The 22,237-nt window shown below is 63.7% G+C and carries 15 protein-coding genes; 4 read left to right on the top strand and 11 right to left on the bottom strand.

Going from position 1 to position 22,237, the window contains the following annotated elements; translation table 11 throughout:
- Nucleotides 1–191: 191 nt before the first annotated feature.
- Together SPMU_RS11885 and SPMU_RS11880 are read left to right on the top strand one after the other, a co-directional pair.
- A complete protein-coding gene (locus SPMU_RS11885) occupies nt 192–1,544 on the top strand; it encodes a hemolysin family protein (RefSeq protein ID WP_211275783.1) in 1,353 nt (450 codons plus the stop codon).
- On the top strand, nt 1,541–2,833 hold the full coding sequence (locus SPMU_RS11880) for a hemolysin family protein (RefSeq protein WP_088334062.1): 1,293 nt from the start codon (nt 1,541–1,543) through the stop codon (nt 2,831–2,833). The genes SPMU_RS11885 and SPMU_RS11880 overlap by 4 nt, the downstream gene beginning before the upstream one ends.
- Before the next feature lie 242 nt (nt 2,834–3,075).
- Here SPMU_RS11880 and SPMU_RS11875 read toward each other — a convergent pair whose 3' ends face one another.
- The 6 genes from SPMU_RS11875 to SPMU_RS11840 form a co-directional block, all read right to left on the bottom strand.
- Complete coding sequence (locus tag SPMU_RS11875; protein WP_245833186.1) at nt 3,076–3,555, bottom strand: SMP-30/gluconolactonase/LRE family protein; 480 nt, start codon at nt 3,553–3,555, stop codon at nt 3,076–3,078.
- A gap of 143 nt (nt 3,556–3,698) precedes the next feature.
- A complete protein-coding gene (locus tag SPMU_RS11870) occupies nt 3,699–5,093 on the bottom strand; it encodes a carboxylesterase/lipase family protein (RefSeq protein WP_088334061.1) in 1,395 nt (464 codons plus the stop codon).
- 58 nt (nt 5,094–5,151) lie between these two features.
- Nucleotides 5,152–6,222, bottom strand: a complete 1,071-nt coding sequence (locus SPMU_RS11865; protein ID WP_088334060.1) for an aldose epimerase family protein — start codon at nt 6,220–6,222, stop codon at nt 5,152–5,154.
- Nucleotides 6,223–6,248: 26 nt separating this feature from the next.
- On the bottom strand, nt 6,249–8,801 hold the full coding sequence (locus SPMU_RS11860; protein WP_088334059.1) for a cellulase N-terminal Ig-like domain-containing protein: 2,553 nt from the start codon (nt 8,799–8,801) through the stop codon (nt 6,249–6,251).
- Between the two features lie 116 nt (nt 8,802–8,917).
- Nucleotides 8,918–9,808, bottom strand: coding sequence for an alpha/beta hydrolase (locus SPMU_RS11855; RefSeq protein ID WP_088334058.1), 891 nt, complete (start codon nt 9,806–9,808; stop codon nt 8,918–8,920).
- 924 nt (nt 9,809–10,732) lie between these two features.
- Nucleotides 10,733–13,339 (bottom strand): TonB-dependent receptor plug domain-containing protein, encoded by a 2,607-nt coding sequence (locus SPMU_RS11840; protein WP_088334056.1) that lies wholly within the window; start codon nt 13,337–13,339, stop codon nt 10,733–10,735.
- Nucleotides 13,340–13,415: 76 nt separating this feature from the next.
- Here SPMU_RS11840 and SPMU_RS11835 point away from each other — a divergent pair, with 76 nt between their 5' ends.
- The gene (locus tag SPMU_RS11835) at nt 13,416–14,678 is read left to right on the top strand and encodes an aminotransferase class V-fold PLP-dependent enzyme (RefSeq protein WP_088334054.1); all 1,263 of its coding nucleotides are present in this window, start codon (nt 13,416–13,418) and stop codon (nt 14,676–14,678) included.
- 106 nt (nt 14,679–14,784) lie between these two features.
- Here the strand turns inward: SPMU_RS11835 and SPMU_RS11830 are convergent, their stop codons facing one another.
- From SPMU_RS11830 to SPMU_RS11815, 4 genes are all read right to left on the bottom strand, one after another.
- Nucleotides 14,785–16,134 (bottom strand): HAMP domain-containing sensor histidine kinase, encoded by a 1,350-nt coding sequence (locus SPMU_RS11830; RefSeq protein ID WP_245833215.1) that lies wholly within the window; start codon nt 16,132–16,134, stop codon nt 14,785–14,787.
- Nucleotides 16,135–16,136: 2 nt separating this feature from the next.
- Nucleotides 16,137–16,811, bottom strand: a complete 675-nt coding sequence (locus SPMU_RS11825; RefSeq protein WP_088334052.1) for a response regulator transcription factor — start codon at nt 16,809–16,811, stop codon at nt 16,137–16,139.
- Nucleotides 16,812–17,047: 236 nt separating this feature from the next.
- Nucleotides 17,048–19,561 carry a TonB-dependent receptor gene (locus tag SPMU_RS11820; RefSeq protein ID WP_088334051.1) on the bottom strand — a complete coding sequence of 838 codons (2,514 nt, stop codon included), beginning with the start codon at nt 19,559–19,561 and terminating at the stop codon, nt 17,048–17,050.
- Between the two features lie 258 nt (nt 19,562–19,819).
- Nucleotides 19,820–20,578, bottom strand: a complete 759-nt coding sequence (locus SPMU_RS11815) for a MauE/DoxX family redox-associated membrane protein (RefSeq protein WP_088334154.1) — start codon at nt 20,576–20,578, stop codon at nt 19,820–19,822.
- Nucleotides 20,579–20,661: 83 nt separating this feature from the next.
- Between SPMU_RS11815 and SPMU_RS11810 the strand changes: the two genes are divergently transcribed.
- Complete coding sequence (locus SPMU_RS11810) at nt 20,662–21,066, top strand: MerR family transcriptional regulator (protein WP_425442182.1); 405 nt, start codon at nt 20,662–20,664, stop codon at nt 21,064–21,066.
- A 654-nt stretch (nt 21,067–21,720) separates the two neighbouring features.
- On the opposite strand, the gene SPMU_RS11800 is transcribed toward SPMU_RS11810, so the two are convergent.
- Nucleotides 21,721–22,158 carry an acetyltransferase gene (locus SPMU_RS11800; RefSeq protein WP_088334048.1) on the bottom strand — a complete coding sequence of 146 codons (438 nt, stop codon included), beginning with the start codon at nt 22,156–22,158 and terminating at the stop codon, nt 21,721–21,723.
- Nucleotides 22,159–22,237: the final 79 nt, after the last annotated feature.

Here is a 22,237-nt window from a genome sequence, read left to right as displayed (position 1 = left end):
GAGGCGCTCGAATGATGGCACAATCTGGTGAAGCAGCCGGTCCGCCTTAGCACAGGGGCTTGGACGAACGGACGGCTTCCCGCACTGATCGATCGGGCGGTCAGTCGTTACGTGGGCGTAAAGCTCTGCTCACACGATCCTCTGCGATAGGCGTTTCGCGATCTCGTTCTTGTTGTTAGGCTGTCGCCTGAGTGCTAGATAATTCCGCTCTATCCACCGCTATTTTGATCGGCACGCCAATTACCACTGTGGTCGTTCCACTGGGCATCATCATGCTGATGGTCGCCATTAACGCCCTATATGTTGCTGCCGAATTCGCGACCGTGGGCGCGCGCAAGTCTCGAGTGCAAGAGTCGGCGGAAGCGGGAAATAAGACGGCCGGCGACTTGTTGGCCATTCTACGTGATCCCAAGCGCCTCGATTACTATGTCGCCGGATGCCAGGTAGGCATCACGCTGAGCAGCCTAATTGCAGGTGCCTATGGACAGGCAGCGCTGACGCCCATTCTCGTGCCCTATCTGGGTGCGGTGGGTGGGCAGGCGGCGGCGGTCGTCGTTGTGCTGTTGCTGGTCACGGTGCTGCAGGTCGTCCTGGGCGAACTGCTGCCGAAGACCGTCGCGCTTCGTTATCCCGAAAGACTGTCAATGGCGACGATGGTGCCCATGCGGATCAGCCTGCTGCTGTTCCGTCCGTTGATCTTCGTTTTTAACGGCACTGCCTTCGCACTGATGCGGCTGTTTCGGCTACATTCCGACCACAGCCACATGCACATCCACTCGCCGGATGAGTTGGAAGGGCTGTACCGCGAAAGCGCAGCGGGCGGCCTGATCGATGCCGAAGAGCGGGATATGCTGGCCGGAGCGCTGAGCATCGACGACAAGCTCGTGCGGGAGATCATGACGCCCCGCACACGCATGGCGACGGTCGCTGCGAGCGAAACGGTTGGTGCCGCACTCGCCCGTGTCGCTGAGTTGCCGTATTCGCGCTTTCCCGTAACCGGTGAAGATGCGGATGATATCACCGGTATCGTCCATCTGCGCCAGCTGTTTACCGCTGCCCAGAGCAATGCCAGTGCCAGCGTCGACACGATCCGGCGCGATCCGTTGGTCGTTGCGGAACTGATGACCGTGCCGCGGTTATGGGAAACCCTACGTACCGCAAAACGACGTAGCGCGATCGTCATCAACGAATATGGCAGCGTTGCCGGGTTGGTGACGCTGGAGGACGCGCTCGAGGAAGTGTTCGGCGAGTTGCAGGACGAGTTCGACGAGGAGGAGGACCCGGTGATTGACCGCGGCGACGCGCTCAGCGTGCGCGGCGACATGTCGCTATCCACGTTGGCTGACCGTCATCGACTTTCCCTGCCTGATGACCGGGCCGACACAATCGGTGGGTTGGTGTGGCATGAGCTCGGGCGCCTGCCAGCGGCCGGTGACGAGGTGGTGGTGCAGGGTACTCCATACCGGCTGAAGGTGGAGGCAATGGACCGCCACGCCGTTCAGCGCGTGTTGGTAATCGCAACCGCTCCGGACGAAGAGGTATGAGCGAATACCTGATCCCGATTGCAGCGATCTTAGTCCTCGTTCTTGTGAACGGGGTGTTCGTGGCAGCCGAATTCGCGTTGGTGGGCGCGCGCCGTAGTCGATTGGAAACGTTTGCGCAGGGCGGGAGCGGCGCGGCGCGCTGGCTGGTCGGCGTGTTCGATCGTGAAGCAGGCAAAGATGCCTATATCGCGGTCGCACAGCTTGGCATCACGCTCGCCAGCATTGGGCTGGGCATGTACGGCGAACCGGCGGTGGCGGCGTGGTTATACCCGACGCTCGAAGGCTGGGGTCTCATTGAGGACCAATCGCATGGCGTCGCATTCGTCATCGCGTTGGGGGGTATAACTTACCTTCACGTCGTTTTGGGTGAGATGATCCCGAAGGCGCTGGCGCTGCAGGTGCCGGAATCGGTTATTATCTCGGTTAATCCGGCCATGCGGGCCTTCGGCTTCGTTTTCCGGCCAATGGTATACGTGCTGAACCAGATCGCTTTCGCCCTCATGAGAATTCTGGGCATCAAGGATCCCGGTAGGTCATCAACGCTCTACACCGCACAGGAACTGGCGATCGCAACCGAAGAAGTCGCCGCTAGCGGCCAGTTCGACAGGGCGCAACGGATGCTAATCGGCAATATCTTCGAAATGGAAGATCGAACTGCTGAGGAGTTGATGACGTCACGCGCGCGGATTGTCGCCGTCGAGCTGGGCTCCGATGCTGCGACGATCGCAGCTAAGATCGGTGCCAATACTCAGACCCGCTATCCGGTCTATGGCGGGTCGCTCGATGACGTTATCGGCGTGCTGCACGTCAAGGATTTCATTCGCGCTCATCTGCGCGGCGGTGATTTCGATGTTCGCGTGATTGCCCGCCCCTTGGCGCGCGTTGCGGCAACTACATCAGCGACGATGTTGATGGCGTTGTTCAAGAAGCAGCGTGTCCATGCCGCGCTGGTCGTCGATGAGTTCGGCGGTACACTGGGCATGGTGACGATGGATGACTTGGTTGAGGACCTGATCGACGAGGACGAGAACCCCGCGTCCGACTGGATCCGCAAGCTGTCGGACGGCAGCTTCCAGCTTGACGGCGAGGTGACACTGGCCGAGCTGCGGGAGGATTTCGCAATTGATCTGGAGCAGCCTGGCGTTGTGACCGTCGCGGGCCTGTTCCTTGCTGCAAACGGAATGATCCCGGATAAGGGAGCAACGCTGGAGCGAAAGGGCTATCGACTGGTCGTCGAGGAGATGAGCCGGAGGAAGATCAATCGGGTTAGTCTCCATAAGATCCAGTGACCTGCAGATGAGGCGCTGAGCGTCTGCAAATGGGCGAAGCCGACATAGCCGTGTCGCGAATGTGGTGACTTCGAAGTCGCGTATGTCGCGGCTTGTGCAACAGCGGCATGGCCGAAGGCGGGTGGAAAGCGGAATGGCAGCTTCCGAGCGGCAACCGGCATCAGCGGACGTTAGTTCAGGTAGAACCCCTCGGATCGAGCAAGCCGTAGGCGGTGCAGCGCTGCCTGCCTGCTCCTTCCTCGCTAGCCGCGCAGGCTGATGCGGCAGAGCGTGTCGGAGGACGTTAGGAACAGGCTTCTTCCGCCTTCACCGATACAGCCGTTGGCGATCGCCTTACCGGTCGAGGCGATGCCCAGCAGCCGTCCACCGGGCGCAAGCACGTGTATCCCGCCCGGCCCGCTCGCAAAGACCAGGCCTGACGCAGCCACCTCCATTCCGTCCGGCAGGCCCGGCCAACCTCGCGCGAATTGCGGCCGCATGTCGCAGAACACCCGGCTTGCGGTCGGCATGCCGCCGGCGTCGAGTGCATAGGCAAGCACTTTCGGCTGAGCCTCGTCCGACAGCAACAGGTACAGCGTGCGCCCGTCGGGAGACAGGCCGATGCTGTTCGGCCGCTTGTGACTGCCGTCGAGCAGCTTGATACGTCCGTCGGGCGCCCGCCGGTACACCCCGTTCACCGCTTGCTTGCGCAACGGAGAGGCATGGCCCCCCTTCCAGCCCATTAGGCGGATCGGTGAAGTAGATCGCGCCGTCGGTCGCGACGACCAGATCGTTGACGCTGTTCAAGCGCTTGCCCTCGAAACGATCGGTCAGCACGGTGCGCTTGCGGGTTGCGAGATCGACCTGCACCACGGCACGCGCTCCTTCAATGCGGCAGAAGTTGAGCGCCACCATTTGCGTCGAGGTCCAGCATCGTAGGCCGAGCTGTGGAGGATCTCGGCCATGCCGGCAGTCCAGCGCCGGCGGGATCGCCATGCTTCACGAAGTTGACCAGATAGCGGCTCGCCGTGCGGGCCGCGGCACGGTCGGCTGCGGTGGTTTCCGCGCCGTACTTGATGTGGGCGGTGTTGAAAAAGAACGGGATATCGGTGGCATGACCCGCTCCGACCTTGCCCTGGGCGCGGGCGGACGTGGCGACGTATGAGAACATGTAGTGATAGGCCGGCACGCCCTTTGCCGCGAGCAGCGCTGCCATGGTGCGTGCGCCGGTGATCATATAGCCCGTTGGGCCGCCGATATCGGCGCTGGTCGCGCCGAGCATCACCGGCACCTTGCTGAACCGACCACTTCGGTAAGCGGCGAGCGGATCTACCGCGATCGTTCCATCGGCGATCGGGCCGCTGAAGGTCTTGGGCTGCCCCGGCGGCGTGCCCATGGCGGCGAGATTCAGCCCGCCGACCACCTGGTCGGCGGGCAGCGCACGAAGCCGTGCCAAGGCATGCGGATCATTGGGTTCGATCCCTTTCGAGCGCGCAAACGCGACGCCGATGTCTTCCGCGTTCTGGAGGGTTGGAGGAGGGTTGGTGGCAGGCCCGCCGGACAGGATCACCGCCTTGTGGAACAGGCCGGTTGCGTGAGGAGAGGTGAGGAGGGCATGAACCGACATCCCGCCGGCGCTTTCGCCGATGATCGTCAAGTTGGCCGGATCGCCGCCGAACGCCGCAATGTTGCGCCGTACCCAGCGCAAGGCGGCCAGCTGGTCCATATAGCCGTAGTTCGCCAGCAACCCGGCGTCCGGATCGGACTTGGTCAGCTGCGGATGGGCGAACGTGCCGAACCGGCCTAGCCGATAGTTGAAGCTGACGACCATGATGCCCTGCTTGGCGAGCTCGGCACCCGAATAGGTGGGGGGTGAAGAGCCGCCATTGACGAACCCGCCGCCATAGATCCACACCATCACCGGCAGCTTCGCCTTCCCCTTGGCGCCGGCGGGCGCCCATACGTTCATGTAGAGGCAGTCCTCGGCGGGGGCCGTTCCCAGGGGGGCGGCGTCGCTCGGGAACGGCAGCTGCATGCAATCATGGCCGTAGCGGGTCCCGTCACGCTCCCCCGTCCACCTGGCGGCGGGCTGTGGAGCACGCCAGCGCAACGGGCCGACCGGAGGCGAGGCGAAGGGGATGCCCTTGAACGATGTCACGCCGTCGGCACTGCTACCCGCGACGATGCCCGTGTCGGTCGTGGCACGGGACCTATCGCCAGGGGATTGAGCGAAGGCCGATGTGGCCGAAATCATGATGGCAAGGATCGTCAGAGCGCGCATGTCATCTTCCGTTCAAACCCATACACCGTACTCGCCCGACGATCCGCCGGGTCAAGGCTCAACTGCGGCCATCTGCGCCGAAACGATAGATCGTCGTCGACCTGAACTCCTGCCCCGGGTTCAGGCGAGTGGAGGGGAAGCTGGGGCGGTTGGGGGCGTCTGCGAGCCCTTGCGGTTCGATGGCGATCCCGTCGCGTGGCCGTATCGGCCGACCTTTCGCATCGACATCGAGGCCGTCGATATAATCGCCCGTGTACAGCTGCACCGAAGGTTCGGTCGTGTCGACGCGGAGTGTGCGGCCGGAAGCGGGATCGCGCATCCACAAGACCGGGCGAGGCGATGCGCGCATGGCGGGCGCGACCGCCCATGCATGGTTGTAGCCGCCCGGTCCGCTCATCGGCGGACCCTTGTGGTTGATCCGTTCACCGATGGCGTGCTCCGTGCGGAAGTCCAGCGGAGTGTGCGCGACGGGAGCAAGGCGCCCGGTGGGGATTCCGTCGCTGTCCGTCTCCACCCAGCGGGTGGCGGCGATCCGCAAACGCTGCGCGGTGACGGAGCCATGGCCCGCCAGATTGAAATAGCTGTGATTGGTGAGGTTGAGCACCGTCGGCCTGGTCGTGCGCGCCGCATAGTCGATCCGCAGCGCGTTGTCGGGCAGCAGGCGATAGGTGATCGTCACGGTCAGCTCACCGGGAAAGCCCTGGTCGGCATCGGGGCTGAGCAGGGTCAGCGTGGCGGCATCGATCGCTCCTTCGCGGAAGCGGCGCACGTGCCAGCGGCGTGTGTCCAACCCCGGCGCCGCGCCGCCATGAAGCGCGTGAACGCCGGAGTTCGGCGTCAGCCGATAGGTCTGCCCGTCCAGCGAGAAGCGGGCATTGGCGATCCGCCCGGCATACCGCCCGATCGTCGCCCCGAAGCGGTTCTTGACGTTCTTCGCACGGTATTCGGCGGCGGAGCCGTATCCGAGCACCACGTTCGCCGTCCTTCCCGCGCGGTCGGGCACGTTGATCGCGGTGATCGTGGCTCCGTAATCGAGGAAGCGGACGGTCATGCCTGCCGCATTGCGCAACGAGTATCCCTGGATCGCCGCTTCGTCCGCGGGCAGCTGCGCCGAGCCGGCGGACCCCATTAACACGGCCAGCGCAATGGCAGTCCTCACTTGGCTGGACCGCGATAGAGCCGGTCGGCCGCGAGGGCGAGGAACATGTAGTTGGTCGCGCCGCCGCCCAACACATATTCGGTCTGCTGCCAGAAATAGGGCCAGACCTTAAGCTCGGGCAGGTCGGGGCGGATCAGGTTGGTGCCCGAGATCACGCCGCCGGGGATGTAGCTCCAGTCCGCGCGATTGAGGCCGTAAGCGGTGGTCGCCGATCGCGAGCCCACGCCCGACACGAAGCTTGAGGTGTTCTCGCCCGGGTGGACGCCCAGCACGAAGTTCAGCGCGTTGACGTAGCTGTCGGTGCTCGTGAACCCTGGCCAGCCCTTGTGGAAGAAATACTGGCGGACGCCGCGCTCCTGGATCTGCCAGCCTGCTCCCCAGATCTCCGGCTTGTACGGTACGCCGTAAGGGGAGTCGGTGCGTGCGTCAGCGGCGACTGTCGCCTGATAGGCTGCGACTGCCTTTGCCAGCCGTTCGCGAAAGCCGCGGGGAAGACGGGATTGCACCGAATGGAGCATCCACGCCGTGTGCTCGACATCCTTCAGGATCTCGGGCTCCAGCACCGCCAGTTGATCGGCATAGCCACGCTCGCCCGTTGTCTGGAGCAGCTCGGCGAGCGCAAAGACGTGGGGCACGAGCTTGGCCCTCGTGGCACCCTTTGCGGTCAGCGCGCGGGCGGCCGCGAGCGCCTCGGCGGAAAGGGTAGGGTTGCTCGCCCGCAGCACACGCGCCGAGGCCGCCAAGCCCGCGGCGGTATCGAGCTCGCGGTCGGGGTTATCTTCGGTGAACACCCAGCGATCGTCCGCGGTGACGGGCGTGCCATTGGCATCCATGCCCAGCTCCTCGCCGCCGTGACCGGGCTGGTTGTCGGTCACGTTCACCGTATCGCCGAGCATCGCATATTGCCGCAGCGTGGGAGTGATGATGCCGCGATACAGGCGTCCCATCGCGCGATAGCCGCCGAGCACGCTAAGAAGGCCGTGCTCGATCTGCTGGATCGCGTCGTTCTTGCCGTCGGGATCCCGGATCTCGACCAGTTTCCTCTGCTGATCGATGCGGGTGGCGTCGTAGTCCAGCCCGAACTCCTCGACCATCTTGGACAAGATCCACACCTCGCCGATCTGCGATTCGACGCGCAGATCATCGTCGCCGGCATCGTGCCAGCCACCCGCGTCGAGCCCCGGCACCGACTGTCCCGGCTGGAACTTAGTCAGCGTCAAGGGACCTTGCGCATAGCCATCGAAGTGGTTGAGGTTGATCGGCGCCATTCGCGCATCGTCCAGATGATCGCGGCCGTGCCAGACACGGTACTTCTCGCGCACCAGCATGTGGCACATCTGGATGGGCAGGAAATATTCCAGCGTCGGCTGCCAGGCGTGCCGGGCATAGACTTGCGCATCGATGCGGAAGGGATGCGAGATCTGACCTCGATAGCCGACCTGGTACATGCCCGGTTCGGTCACGCGGCTGAAATCGAATTGCAGGTAGCGATAACGCAGGAAGTCGCCCCAGCGCTGGGGCGCGGCACGCATCACCTCGCGCCGTCCGTCCGCGGTGACGCGGAACAGCTGGGCCGGGGCGTCGGTCGGGTCGGCAGGATCGAGCTCGATCACGGCAAGCTTGGGCTGAGCCGGGGCATAGCCGATCTGCGAAACCTGGATGGCGGGTTGATAGCGCCAGTTCGGCACCACGTTGGGCGTGACGATCCATTCCACCGCGCCGCGGGTCGCCCCGGCCGCCACAGCCTGCCGCACGATGTACCAGCCATTGTTGTGCGCCGAGCGACCGTCGAGCAGTTCGAGCTCGCCGTTGCGGCTTTCGATCCGGATGCGTTGGCGGTCCTCCTCCGGCGCCACGATAAGGGTGCGGCCGCGGGCCAGCGGGCGGGCCAGCGCCTGACCGTTGGGCGACTGCACCGGACCGTTGGGCTGCGCGGTGCGCGGTACCTCGAATCCGGCGTCGCTGGACCGGTCAACCGGGCCGTCGGGCTGGCGCGGGAAGATGCCGGTCTGGTGGTCGAGCGTCCAGCCCTTGCCGAACAACAGGGTCGGGAACAGCTCCAGGTTGAAGCCGATCCGTCCAACCCGGTCGCGCGGGATCGGCTGGTCGAGGTCGACCGAAATGCGGAAGCTGTTGCCGCCCGCCGGAGTCACGCGCACGCGGTAGTCGAGCTTCAGGTCCGGGTAGAAGATCGGATTGAACCCCTTCCGGTTCTTCGCGGCATCCGGATAGGTCAGCGCCTGGGTGATGGTTCCCGTTGTCGGGTCGATCACGCGCTTGCCTGCCGAGGCCGGCATGGGGGACCATTGGCCCGGCTCCGGTTCCAGCCTGAGGTCGCCGTTTGCCGCGACGCGGGTGCCGTGCTGAATGATTGTAACGCCGGTCTGGTGTCCGTCCGGGTAGATGTCGTCGAACACGATGACGTCCAGCCCCGGTTCCGTCAGATATCCTTTGGGACTAAGCTTGAGCTTCGGATCGTCGGAGGCAGCGCCCACCAACAGTGCCAGCAGCGGCAAGCCCACGAACAGGCGCGCAACCTTAGTGCTCATGATCTCGTGCCTTTGTTATGCGATGAAGGTTGGTATCGAGCCGGCAGGCCGCCGCACGGGCGTGCGCAGGCGTGGTCATCGGGAAACCGGGCCGCACCAGGTTCATGACACTGCCCTCATGATTCCCGGCTCGGCACGCGAGGACGGACCCAGCCGCCATCGCTTAGCCAGTCGGCCAGGCGATCGGGCCAGTGCAGGATGGAGATGCGTTCCGATCGCGCGCCGTTGTTGAAGGCGTGCCCGGAGTCCGCGTACATGTGCAACTCGGCCGGAACGCCCGCCGCACGCAGTTGCGAGTACAGCGCCATGGCTGGCAGCGCGCAACATTCATCCAGCGTGCCTGCCGCGATGAACGCCGGTGGCGCCTTGCTCGGTGCTTTGGCGGGCGTGCCCAGCTGGCCGGGATAGATCAGGACCTGGAAATCGGGACGGGCGCTCACGCGGTCCACCGCGTCACGGTTGGGCCGGTCGGGCAGGGGATTGTTGGCGACCAGCGACACCAGTTTGCCGGCCGCGGAAAACCCAATGACGCCGGTCCGCGCCGGGTCAACGCCATAGTCCCGCGCATGCGCCCGGGCCCGGCGGACGGCGCGGGCAAGGTTGGCTGCGGCGTCACGCTTGATAGAGTAACCCGAGCCCGGATCGCCGGCGAGCCGGTACTTCAGGACGAAGGTGGTCACACCGTAGCGGTTGAGCGCCCGCGCAGGGCCCAGCCCTTCGTTGTTCCACACCAGCATGCGGTGGCCGCCGCCGGGCACCACGATCAACGCGGCACCGTTGGTATGGCTCGGGTCCGCGCGCAGCACGGTCAGCGACGGAGCATGGACGTTGCTGATGTAGCTGTTCTCGACCCGCTCGGCCTCGTCGCGCCGGCTCTCCGAACATGGCGCGCGTTCTGGCCAGAGCGGAATCGTCGGCGCGGCCACTTCTGCCACCTGCGCCCAAGCACATCCGCTGGCGAGCGAACTCGCGAGCAGCAGAAGTGCCGCGGTGATGCGGTGCGGCATTGATCCTGCTCCTCGTCCCGCTTCAGCCCTCGACCCGGCCACGCGAGTCACCACGCCATCATTCCGCGGGCGACCGGGCGTGGCTAGCAAGACCTTGGTAGTGGGTGGTGGCGGCGCATTGTCCCGCTACACGTCGAGCCACATGGCAGCGGAGGTTGAAACATGAAGGTGTTCTGGGCGGCAACGCTGCGGCGGTGCTGATCCCTGCGCTTGCTTCGGCGAAGCCCACTTCAGTCTATCTGACCCAGCCGGACGATCCGCGCGCGATCACCGTCAAGGCCGTCGGCGACGGTCGCGCGGACCACAGTGCGTGTCAGCGGTACTGTCGCCGGTGTCTGAATGGCCCGAGATCGCACTGATCGCCATCGCGTCGGCCGGCCGCAGCGGAAAGGCAGCAGGTTTGACGTCGCCGCTGTTGTTGTGATCGCAACGCATCAAAAACTCGGCTCCACTCATAAGCACTGGTCGCGCGAGCTATCCTCGCGAATGCGTCGTTCCTGATCCTAAACGAGGCGACCTCCAGCCTCGGTTCCGCGAGTGAGGCAGCGATCCAGCAGGCCATGGAGCGATTGATGGTGAACCGCACCGCCATCATCATCGCGCACCGGCTATCGACGGTTCGGGCGCTCAATCGCATTCGCGTTTTCGCGGGCGGACGGATCGCCAAGGACGGCACGCATGGTGCGCTTCTTCAAGCGGACGATAGACATTATCGTCGTTTGTTCGAGCGGCAGGCTGGTATGGCACCGCCAGCGATCGTCACATTACGCTCGATGCTGGTTTTCGCTGATGTGTTAAGTTCCTGGCGTCTCAAATGTCGCCACTCTTTCAACACATGCATGGCTAGTGGACAGGCTCATGATGCTTTCGCCAGTCCGACGTTGGCCAGTGTGGTGCGGACTTGCTGTCGGCACCACACTGGCCTCAGAAGCTCAGGCCAGCTCGCACGAAGACCGACCGGCCGTTGAAGCCGAAAGGCGAAATCGCGTTGTAAGGCTGGGTTCCGGCATTGTCCGCCCCATTGGTCCCGGCCTCGACGCTTGCCACGGTCGAGGCGATGTTCTCGTCGGGATAGAGGTCGAACAAATTCTGAGCGCCCGCACTCAGCCGCAGGGCGGGTGTCACCTGCCAGCCAAGTTCAACATCGGTCAGCACCTTGGCCCCGAACCTCTGGATGATGTCGGAGTTCGTCGCGTTGCTTGATGCCGGCGACAATTGCACATCGTAGCCGGGCACCAGTGCGGCGACCTGCGCAGGTGTCCGGTTGAGCAATGCGACGGTAGAGACCCTACCGTAACGCGTGTTGGTGACCGAAAGCGTGAAGGGTCCGCGCGCATAATTGAGATCGAGCGTGATCTTGTCGCGGGGAAGGCTGTCGGAAAAGCGCAGCTGTTGGGTGAGGTCGAACAGCGGCGTTGCAATGCCGAGAGCAGCGATAGGTGTCGGAGTGCCGGAGATCCGGTCGAACTCAGTTTTGTTATAATTGCCCGCCAATGTGCCGCTGAACTGGCTGCCGTCGCCGAAGCGGTGGCGGTAGTTCATCACGAGGTCGATGCCTTGAGTACTGGTGTCGACGGCATTGGTGAGGAACGACAGCGCGGCAAATCCGGACTGGCCGTTGGCGGCGAGAAAGTTGGTTAGCCGGGCGTCCTGAAACGTCGACGAGATTGCGATACGGTCGCGCACCTTGATGCGGTAGGCGTCGAGTGTCGCTGTGAAGCCGCTGGCCTCGAACACAGCGCCTACCGACACATTCCGAGACTTTTCCGGCTTGAGGTCCGATGCGCCAGCCAGCCGTGCTGCGGGGTTGTCCACCGCCGCGACCCGGACGATTGCCTGTGTCCCGTTGAGGATGAGCGTGTTCGAAGCGTTGTAGCCGGACTGCGCCAGCGCGGGCGCGCGAAAGCCGGTGTTATAGGATCCGCGCAGTGCAAAGCCGCCGAACAAGCCTAGACGACTAGCGACTTTAAAGTTGGTGGTGTCGCCAAAGTCCGAATAATGCTCGTGCCGAACGGCGCCAGAGAGAAGCAGTCGGTCGAAGAACTGCTTCTCAAGCTCGGCATAAGCGGCAACGCTGTTGCGGTCGATGGAAGCGCGGTCGTCGGGACCGTTGCTGGGCCCGGGCTGCGAGCCGATCGGCCCTGGGCGGCCGGCATTCGGACCATCGGGGATCAGCACGCCGCCGTTGCGATAACCGTCGGGCGCACCGGAGAACAGCCGATAGGTCTCCTCCCGGTACTCGGTGCCAAATGCGAGGCGCAACGGCTGATCGTCACCAAGCGGGATCTCGCGGGTGAGATCGAGATTGCTGGTCCATTGATAGAAGTCGCTGCCCCCGCGATAGAAGCGCGCGGGCGACGCGGCGCCCAGCGACACGTTGACGCTGTTGACGTAGCTGGTGCGGACCGTGCTGACGCCATATACGGTCGACAGGTCCCAGCCGAAGCCGGCGAGATCGCCGCGCAGACCAAGCGCGGTGGAGACGTTCTCGAATCGAGTATCGAGACCAGGGCTGTAGCCAATGGGGTAGAGCGCGCGAACGGTCTCGTCCTGACCAGGCCGGCGGAAGAGATACCGGATATCGCCGTCGAGGCGATTGTACCCGCCGAAGCTGTACACTTCGGTGCCGTCTACCGTTGGCGCCACGAGATTGTAGAACAGCTGATAGTTGCGGCTCGGCTGATCGCCTTGCTGGAACACGTCACGGTTGAACCCTGCTTCGCGGGGATCGAGCGTACCGTTGGAGGGCGTGAGGCCAACGCCCGAGCCGTAATTTGCTGAAGGTGCAACCGGCCGGCCAGCGGCGTTCATGCCGAAATACTGCTGCCGCGTGTCCGGACGAGCGCGGTTCGTGCCGCCGCGGTCCAGATAGGCGGCGGTGAGACGAAACACGCCTTCATTGCCAAGCGACACGCCAGTCGAAGCGGAAACCTCGTAGGTGTCGCCATCGCCCTTGGTCGTCTGAACGTAGCTCGCCTGCGCGCGGGTGCCCACCGACCGGTCGAGGATCATGTTGATGACGCCCGAGATCGCGTCGGAGCCGTACTGGGCCGCAGCGCCGTCGCGAAGCACTTCGATCCGCGACAGCGCGAGAGTTGGTATTGCGTTAAAGTCGACAGCCACGTCGCCACGCCCGATGCCGTTGCTGGAGTTGAGATCGGCTGTTGTGTGGCGGCGCTTGCCATTGACCAGCACGAGCAGCTCGCCGGCGCCAAGACCGCGCAGAGATGGTGGCTGGATGAAGTCGCCTACGCCCGATGCGAGCGGGCGCGGTGCGCTGAAGCTCGGCACCTGAACCTTGAGCATCTGGATCAGATCGACGCGCCCGCTCTGCTGCAACTCCTCGCGCGAGATCGAGTCGACCGGCGTCGAAGATTGCGTGGCGGTGCGGCCACCGAAACGGCTTCCCGTGACGATGATCTCTCCATCGGGGCTTTGGCTGCTCGGATCGGCCTCCCGGCTCGTCTCCTGGGCCAGAGCCGATAGCGGTAGCGCGCAGGCAGCGCAGAGTACGACCGCGAACGATCTCATCGGAATCCCTTTGGTGTTGTGATGTTATTACGTATTGTCCGTAGGCAAGTGGTAGGTCCGGATCAAGGTAGGTACAATGCACAATCGTCGAGGCTTCATCGGAGGGGCGGCGGCAGCGATGGCGGCAATGTCAGGCGCTGCCAACGCGAACGGGGCGCGCGCAAGCGGAGCCTCGTTCGCGGCACGGTATGACGTCGATCGCAGCATCGTGAACCTGGATGCAGCTTATTATGGCGCGATGACCCGGACGACTGCGGCCGCGTATCGCCGGCATGGCGAGTGGGTGAACCGGCACAACGCATTGTTCCTGCGCAGCGCCTTGCCCGGGCCAACGCGGGACGCGCGGTTGCAGCCCGCCACCGATGCCACGGCGTCGTTGATCGGAGCGAAGCCGGACGAGGTCGCGCTCTGCGCCGGCGGGACCGAGGCGCTGTACGGGCTGATCGTCAACTATAGGCTGCTCAAGTCCGGTGACGCGGTGCTGATGGCGGACGTCGACTATGACGAGATGCAGCACGCCATGGCGTATCTGGAAAGCTCACGCGATATTCGTGTCGAGCGGATGACCGTGCCCGAGCCTGCCACGGCCGCCAACATCCTTGCCGCTTATGACGAAGCGCTTCTCCGCAACCCGCGGATCAGGCTGGTCCTCCTCACCCATGTGTCAAACCGCAACGGCCTTGTCATGCCGGTCCGCGAGATCGTTGACATGGCGCGTCGACGGGGTGCCGACGTGATCCTCGACAGCGCACAGGCGGTTGGCCTTTTGCCGGTCGATGTCGATGCGCTCGGCGTCGACTTCATGGGCTTCAGCCTGCACAAGTGGGTGGCAGCGCCGCTCGGCACGGGCGGCATCTACATTCGGCGTAACCGGCTCGCCGACATCGCGCCCTGGCTTGGCAACCACATCCGGGCGGATGATGACGTGCGCGCGCGCGTGCCGACCGGCACCGTCGATTTCGCGGCCAGGCTGACTGTCCCCCATGCCATCGCCGAGCATCTGGCGAGCGGGCCCGAACGCAAGCTCGCGCACCTCAGCGAATTGCAAGCCCGGTGGGTGGCGGGGGTCAGTGGCGTCGCGGGCCTCCAGATCGTTCATCCGCAGGAACCCGATCGCCACGCGGTAATCGGCGCTTTTCGTCTGCCGAAGCAGAGTAGCTGGCCAGATGCCCAGCGGGCACAAAAGGTGCTGCTGGAGAAGCATCGCGTGCTCGTGGTTGCCAAGCAGGGGCTCGCGTCCGGACCGGTGCTGCGCGTGACCCCTGCGTTGTTCAACACGGAAGCGGAGATCGACCGAATGAGCGCCGCTGTACGAGCCGAGCGTACGTTGTTCACCTGACAGATTACGACATTGCCGTGAGGCCGCAGCTCGTTTTGAGCTGGGGAGCAAAGTTGTAGCCGGAGTTGAAGTGGGCGGGGTTCGTTCCACGAGCCCGGCCGATCTATCAGGTGGCTGGCCCGCCTTCGGCTCGCAGAGGAAGGTTTAGCATCGCCAGCAAGCCCGGATTCGCATTGGCAAGTGTCAGAGCGCCGCGGTGTAGCCGCGCAACCGCTTCAACGAGCGGTAGCCCAAGCCCATGCCCCGGCGCGCTACGGCTCGGGTTGATCCGCCCAAACCGCCGAAGCGCCGTGGCCATGTCCGCATGGGTGATTCCCGGCCCGTGATCGCGCACGGCTAGAGTGGCCGTGCCTGTCGCTTGCCCGGCGGAGACTATGATGGCGGTGCCCGCGGGCGTGTGGCGCAGCGCATTTTCCACCAGGTTGAACACCGCTTGCGTGATTGAGGCGCCATCGCCGTCGACAATCACCGACGACAAACCATCGTGTATCAAGACATGGCCGCTTTCCGATGCGGCAGGCGACAGCGCCGCGATGACACCGGCCGCGATCTCGGCAAGGTCGACGCGCGCGAAGGCCTTTCGTCGCTCATTACCCTCTAACTCGGCGATGCGCAGAATAGCTGCGAAGATCGCGAGGATTTCGTCGCATTGCTCCACCGCAGCGTCGAGTTCTATGGCCGCGTCGTCAGCCAAGGGCGCACCGGCGATCCGCTGCAACCGGCCACGCAGGCGCGCCAGCGGCGTCCGAAGATCATGGGCGACGTCGCTGCTGACGTTGCGCACGCTTTCTAGCAGGCTCTCTATCCGATCAAGCATGCGGTTGAATGCCGCGGCTTGAGCATCGAACACCCCGCCGTCGCCGGAACGCGGCACTCGGCGCTTCATGTCGCCGTCGATGATCGCCTCCGCTGTTCTACGCACGTCAGTGATGCGGTGGCGCACCAAAATGCCGAAGATGGCAGTGCCCGCTAAAACAATCGCAGCAATCGACCCGAAGCCAAGCAGGTAGTTTCGCCATTGTACCCGCGTGAAGCCGTCGATCGGCTCTGTTTCGATAATGGTGATGAGGCGCAGGCCTCCGCCGGCGTCGCGCATCTCCGCGCGCCCGCTCGACAAGCCCGCAATTCGATCACCAGGATGCAGCGTTGAGAAACCCATCGGAACGGGGCGTGCGAGCGTAACATTGCCCCCGAGCCTGCGACCTGCTGCATCCTCCAGTTCAAAGCCGACATCCCCGCTGGCACGCTGGCGCGAGAACGTGTCGATCAGGGCCAGGATCGACGCCTTGTCGCCAGGAGACGCTTGGGACAAGACCGCGCTGCTGACGTCTGCAATACGGCGATCGACCAAGCGCTCAAGCGCCTGCGACGACGCAGAATAGGTCGCGAGGCCCGTAATCAGCGTCGCCGCACCGAATACGAGAAGAAACAGGATGGTGAGCGTGCGCAGCGCCACGATCAGCAACGAAGACTATAACCGACGCCACGTTTGGTGATGATGGGGTCGGCGCGCCCGTTTCCCACCAGCTTGCGCCGCAGGGAGCGGACAAGCCCCTCGACGATGTTGGTGGCGGGCTCGAAGTCATAACCCCAGACACGCTCGAGCAGCATCTGGCGACCGACATATCCGCCACGGTGACGAACGAGCTCAAGAAGCAACTTAAATTCAAACTGGGTCAGATCGACACTTTGGCCGTCGTACCAGGCGCGGTGCTGCACCGGGCTGACCACGATGAGCCCTGCAGTAAGGGTATCTCCCTCGCCCGCGGTCCAGTTTCGCGCCCGCACCAACGCCTTCAGCCGCGCGGCTATCTCCGACGCGGGCGCTGGTTTGACGACATAATCGTCTGCTCCCGCTTCAAGCCCTTCGACCTTTTCCACCGATCGGCCCAAAGCCGAAAGCATGAGCACGGGTAGCATCTGCCCGCGATCACGCAGTGCCTTTACGACCGATACCCCGTCCATTTCCGGCAGCATGCAATCGAGCAGGAGGGCGTCAAACACCTGGCGTGCCGTTTCCGCCAAGGCTTCTCGCCCCGTGACGACGGTGGTGACGGTGTAGTTCATGGTCGTCAGATCGGCGGCCAGCGATGCCGCAAGCTCGGCATCGTCTTCCACAATCAATATGTTCATGGCCGTTCCATAGCTGCTTGGCTCCGGCACGACATGCCCGAAGTGCTGGTGCGCGGCGTCCGCCCGTCCATTTTCCGTCTGCCCGCTCTATAGTCGCCGGGCTGTCGCTGAACGGGCGCGGCAAAAGCGTGCCCGGTCGCCTCTGGTGCTGCTTTGCCGGCGCGAGAACGCCGCCGGTGCGAGACACGAAGGGCGACGCCGCGGCGCCGCCCCCTTTGCTCATTCCGGTAAATCGATCAGAACCGGATCGAGGCGTCCAGGCCATAGGTGCGCGGCATGGCAAAATTGCCGTATTCACCCATGACATTGGCGATGCTGCCCGTGCGGACGTTGGTTGCGCTGGGCGCGCCGGGCAGCGCCTGGGTCGGGTCGCGGCGATAAACATATTGCCTGTTGAACATGTTGCGGCTCCACAGCGCGATGGTCAGCCGATGATCGCGATCATCCATCGCGATGTTCGCTAGGGAAAGCCGCCCATTGAAGATCAGCGATGGGTCGTTGCGCGTGGCATAAGCGTCGAAGGTCTGCGTTGACTGGGCGTAATTGCCGTCCAGGTGGAAGCGGAACTCAGTATCGCCGTTGCCGACGGGCAAAACATAATCGATCGCGCCGCTCGCCGCGTTGCGGGGTGTAAACACGACATAGAATTGCTGCAGCACCGTGGTCTGGTCGGTGACAACGCCCGCCGCGTTGCGAGCGGTGTAGGTGATCGGGGTGAGCGGCAGGCGAGTATAGGTGTAGGCGTACGCCGCGTTGAGCGTCAGGCCATCAACCGGGCGCACCGTCAGATCCGCCTCGATGCCGCGGATCTTGGCGGTGCCGGGCAGGTTGATCGTTTCCAGGTTATTGTAGGTGCTTGAGCCGAGATATAGAAAGCTGTTGATGTCGACCTGGCTGTTGTTCCGGTCCATGATGTAGCCGGTCAGATTGAAGCGCGCGCGTCGATCCCAGAAGTCGGTTTTGATGCCGAGTTCGTAGGACTTCACGTCCTCCGGATCGAACGGCTGGTAGTTGATCGTCCGTGAGCTGGCACCACCCGCGCGATAGCCGGTCGCATATTTGGCATAGACGTGGACGTCGCGGTTCACGTCATAGGCTAATGTCACCATCGGATCGAAGCGGTTCCAGCTGCGGTCGAGCGGCTGATAGCCGCGGAGTGCCGCCTGCTCCGGATTAGTGCCGTAATCAACGCCGCTGGCGATGCGCAGGTCGCCGTGCTTCACGTCGCGCGTGTAGCGGCCGCCGAGGGTGAGATGCAGCATGTCGGTGGCGTGCCAGGTGGCCTGCCCATAGGCGGCATAGCTGCGCGAGCGCACGTCCGACGCACGATCGATTCGGGCGAATGGGTTCGTGAACACCGCAGGGTTGATCGTGACGCCGGTGACCTGCCCCGAGTTCGGATCAACCGTCCAGCTGTTCGAGTTCGGCGTCGCGGCGTCGTCGCTCACCCGTTCGTTGAAGTAAAACAGTCCGGCCACATAATCGAGCCGGTCGATTGCGCCGACCGCCTGGAATTCCTGGCTGAATTGGCGCTGGCGCAGGTTCGCGAGGCTGTAGCGGCTGAACGGAACGCTGGTCGGAAACAGCCCCGTGGTCGCATTGCGGTCGATCGCCAGAACGGGTGGGCGGTGCGCACCGCCGGCATTGTCCCATTGTTCCACATCCACGCCGCGCCATGCGGTGATGGAGCGGATCTCGAGGCCCCGTCCAAAATTCCAACGGAAGTTGTTGGTGAAGCCAAAGGTCTTGTCGACGCTGGGCTGTTGCGGCACGCCGATGTCCGCCTTGCGCATCAACGTGTCGCCATTGATCTCGACCCCCGGGCCGATCGGCCGCACGACCCCGGTCAGGTTGGTGTAATCGGTGCCGGGTAGGACGCAATCGGGCGCGTTGGCCTGCGGACCGGCAACGCAGCCATACGGATTGTAGCGCAGCAACTGGCTGTAGAACGGCGAATTCTTGTCCTGGGCGACATCGTAGCTGAAATCGTTGGTGATGTCGCTCATCGGGCGCCAGCGCGCGGCGACCCGGCCGCCGACGCGATCGAAATAACCCCAGCCGGTCTGTCCCGACAGCGGATTTTCGGTCGTCGGTCCCTGATATTGCTTCACCGCGTCGATCTTGACTGACAGGTTGTTGTATTCTGGCAGGTCGATGTGCGCGGTGCCGGTGTAGGCGCCCAGGTTGCCGAAGCCGCCCTCGACCCGGCCCCCGAACACACCCGTAGGCGCCCTGGTGACGATCGACAGCGCGCCGCCTTCGGTGTTGCGGCCGAACAGCGTGCCCTGCGGGCCGCGCAGAACTTCCACCCGCTCGGTATCGAACAGGGCGGCGTTGAGGCCATGCTGGCGCCCCAGGTACACGCCATCGATATAGACGCCGACGCCCTGTTCGCGGGCGGGCTGGTTGGCGTCGAGCGGCACGATGCCACGGATGCCGATGGTGAGCGCGGACTGGCGCGCTTCGAAGGTCGTGACGCGCAGCGACGGCACGCTGCCATCGGCGAGGTCCAGCAGGCTCTGAACGCGGCGGTCCCGGATCATCTCGGCATCGACGACACTGATTGAAATGGGCGTTTTCTGAAGACTGGTTTCCCGCTTGGTCGCGGTAACCACGATATCATCCAACCCTTCGCCCGCCGGTGATGGATCAACCGCTGGCGCTGTACTTTCCGCCTGAGCAATCGTCGGCGTCACGGGAACCACAACACCGCACAGCAGCCAGAGGCGCAGACACACTTTCTTTCGCATTACCAGAAAACCCCTTTGGGCGAGATGCTCTCAAGCCAAGGGCGCTATACGAAGTATATTTTTCGTCTTTGTGTCAGACGATGAAACATAAAGAGATTAAAACGATCATTCTCCGATCATATTATAGTAAATGATACTATTTACCAATAAATCCCAGTTTGAGATGCTTGACGAACTTAAGTGAACTGATTGGTAATGCGCAGTATCAACCGAACAAGGTTATCTCTAGCGCTGTTCGTTAAATTGAATTGTCAACTATTATAGAACCAGCGCCGCCATTCCCATCCAGGCCGCCATCGCGATCATCATCAGGTTCTCGACCAGCGAAAGGAAGCCGAGGGGCACGTTGCTGGACCCGCCTACACACGCGCACTTCAGTTCGCGTTTGTCGAGATAGACTGCCTTGAACACCGACACCGCCCCGATCGTGCCGATGAACAGCGCGACCGGCACCGATAGCCAGGTCAGCACGCCCGCAATCATCAGCACGCCGGCCAGCCCTTCAGCGAAGGGGTAGGCGTAGGAGTAGGGGACCCAGCGCCTCGCCAGCAGGTCGTAGTTGAGGAACATGGTGGCGAAGCTCTCGACGTTCTGGAGCTTGAGCAGCGCCAACACTGTCATGCTGAACCCAATGAACCACTCGCCCGCCCGCAGCGTCAACGGGGTGCCGTAGGCGGCGTGGCTGGCCGCCAGCGCTATCAGAGCCGTCATCGCGAATAGCGCCGCAACCGGCTTGTAGGTGGTCGCCTTGGGGTCGGCGACACTCTTGCCGAAATGGCGGCGCACGTCGTCATAACCGCCGACCCGCTCGCCCCCGATGAAGGTCTGCGGCGTCGTTTTCACGCCATGCTTTGCCTTGAAGGCGTTAGTTTCCTCGCGCGTGGTCAGCCAATGGTCGTCAACCGTGTAGCCCTGACGTTGCAGCAGGTCCTTCGCTTTCAGGCCGAAGGGGCAGACATGCTTGTCCATCACCATCCGGTAGAGGGTCGCGCGAGGAGGTTCGGCGGTTGTGGTCATGGCAGCGGCTTTCGAGCTGGTGTCCGTCGGGCTGCTACCCATATAGGGTCCGTACCACAGTACGGAGTCAAGAGGTGCCTGGACTGACCATCGCCGGACTTGCCAACGGGGCGGGCGTCGGTGTCGAGACGGTGCGCTACTATCAGCGTCGAGGACTGCTGAAGACTCCCGAGCGGCCGGGAAGCACGGGAAGCGGCGGGAGGGTGCGGCGCTACGGGGATGAAGACGTGCGCCGCCTCGGCTTCATCCGGTCGGCGCAGGCGGCAGGGTTCACGCTGGCGCAGATTGACGAGCTACTGGCGCTCGATGCCACGGACGACCGGACGCGCGTGCGCGCGCTTGCCGGGGAGCGGATCGCGGCGCTTGATGCCAAGATCGCGGAATTGGAACGAGCCCGCGCTGCGCTAAGCCGGCTCGCTCATGAGTGTGGTAGCGGCTCGGCTGGGCCGTGCCCCATATTGACTTCCTTCGATCAGCTCGGGAGCTGACCGTATGTCCGCTGATCGGCGTTCTCTGCCGCTCCGCTTTCGGGCGGCTGCAGCTGGGACCCGCTCGCGAGCTCGCGGCCGGTTGGGAGCGAATTAGCAGCGTAGGCGGCGCGGGCTAGGCGCCGCTGATCTTCTGGCCTGCGTTATCACCGTCTTTCGGTGACTTCTTCGTGGATGTCTTTTTGGCGCCGTTCTCCGATCCGCCGCCGCGCCCGGTGCCGAGACTGCCACGTGCGCCATCGCCGCCCTTAGTCGTAATCGCGCCCGGATTACCGCCTGCGCCTTTCTGTGCCACGATCTGCCTCCATGTTTGGTGATTTTCGAACTCCGCTCACGAAAGGTCAGTTCCGAGTATTCTGAGCAACTTAGGTTAGATTGGCCGATGGGCGGGAGTTGCCAGCGGCAGGGTGGAACCCGCACCCGCCCCCGGGATCGCTGTGGCGATACGTCTACCGCTTCTGCGCTGGCGGGGCAGTTTAGCTTCCGATTTGAACTGCCGGCAATGTCTGTACTCAGGAAGCGCTGATGGTGGCTGGAACGAGCGGGTATGGGCGGCAGCAGAAACTCGTCACGGCGTATAGCGGCCTCCAAAAGGTGCAGATGCGATTTCCGGTTCAAACCGCCCGCCGCTTGCTCTGGCGAGCCGAACGCCCGCTATCCGTCGTATGCGAGATGGATCAGAGGATAGGGTCGGCCCTGACCGTCGAGAGGTGACCGACCGGTGCGATGGAAGCCCATCCGTTCGTAGAAGCCGATCGCCTGCCCGTTTTGCTCGTTCACATCCGTCGTCATGCGTGGATGCAGAGCGAGGCCGTGCCGAACGAGCGCAGCGCCAATGCCGGTTCCCCGGACAGCGGGGTCCACGAAGAGAGCCTCCATGTGGCTGGCCTCAATCAGCATGAATGCCATCGGACGATCGTTGCCATCCACGGCCAACCAGGACGAGGCGCCCGGCAGAAATCCGCTTACCAGCTCGTCGAGAGCGGCGCGATCTTCCGGCATCAGGAAGTCGTGTGTAGCGTTGACGGCGTCGCGCCATATCTGAACGATCCGGTCGCCGTCTCCGATGTTCGATCTCCGGATCACAACCATGATGCCACCTGCTCTTTGTCAGCCGTACGGGAGCGCTACCCTGTATAGTTCACCACCTCCAGATCTTACCGCCCCCGGT

The organism is Sphingomonas mucosissima (genome assembly GCF_002197665.1).
Classification (GTDB): Bacteria; Pseudomonadota; Alphaproteobacteria; order Sphingomonadales; family Sphingomonadaceae; genus Sphingomonas; species Sphingomonas mucosissima.
Note: the sequence above shows the minus strand (reverse complement) of the source record. Positions and strands in the feature narration are given on the sequence as shown.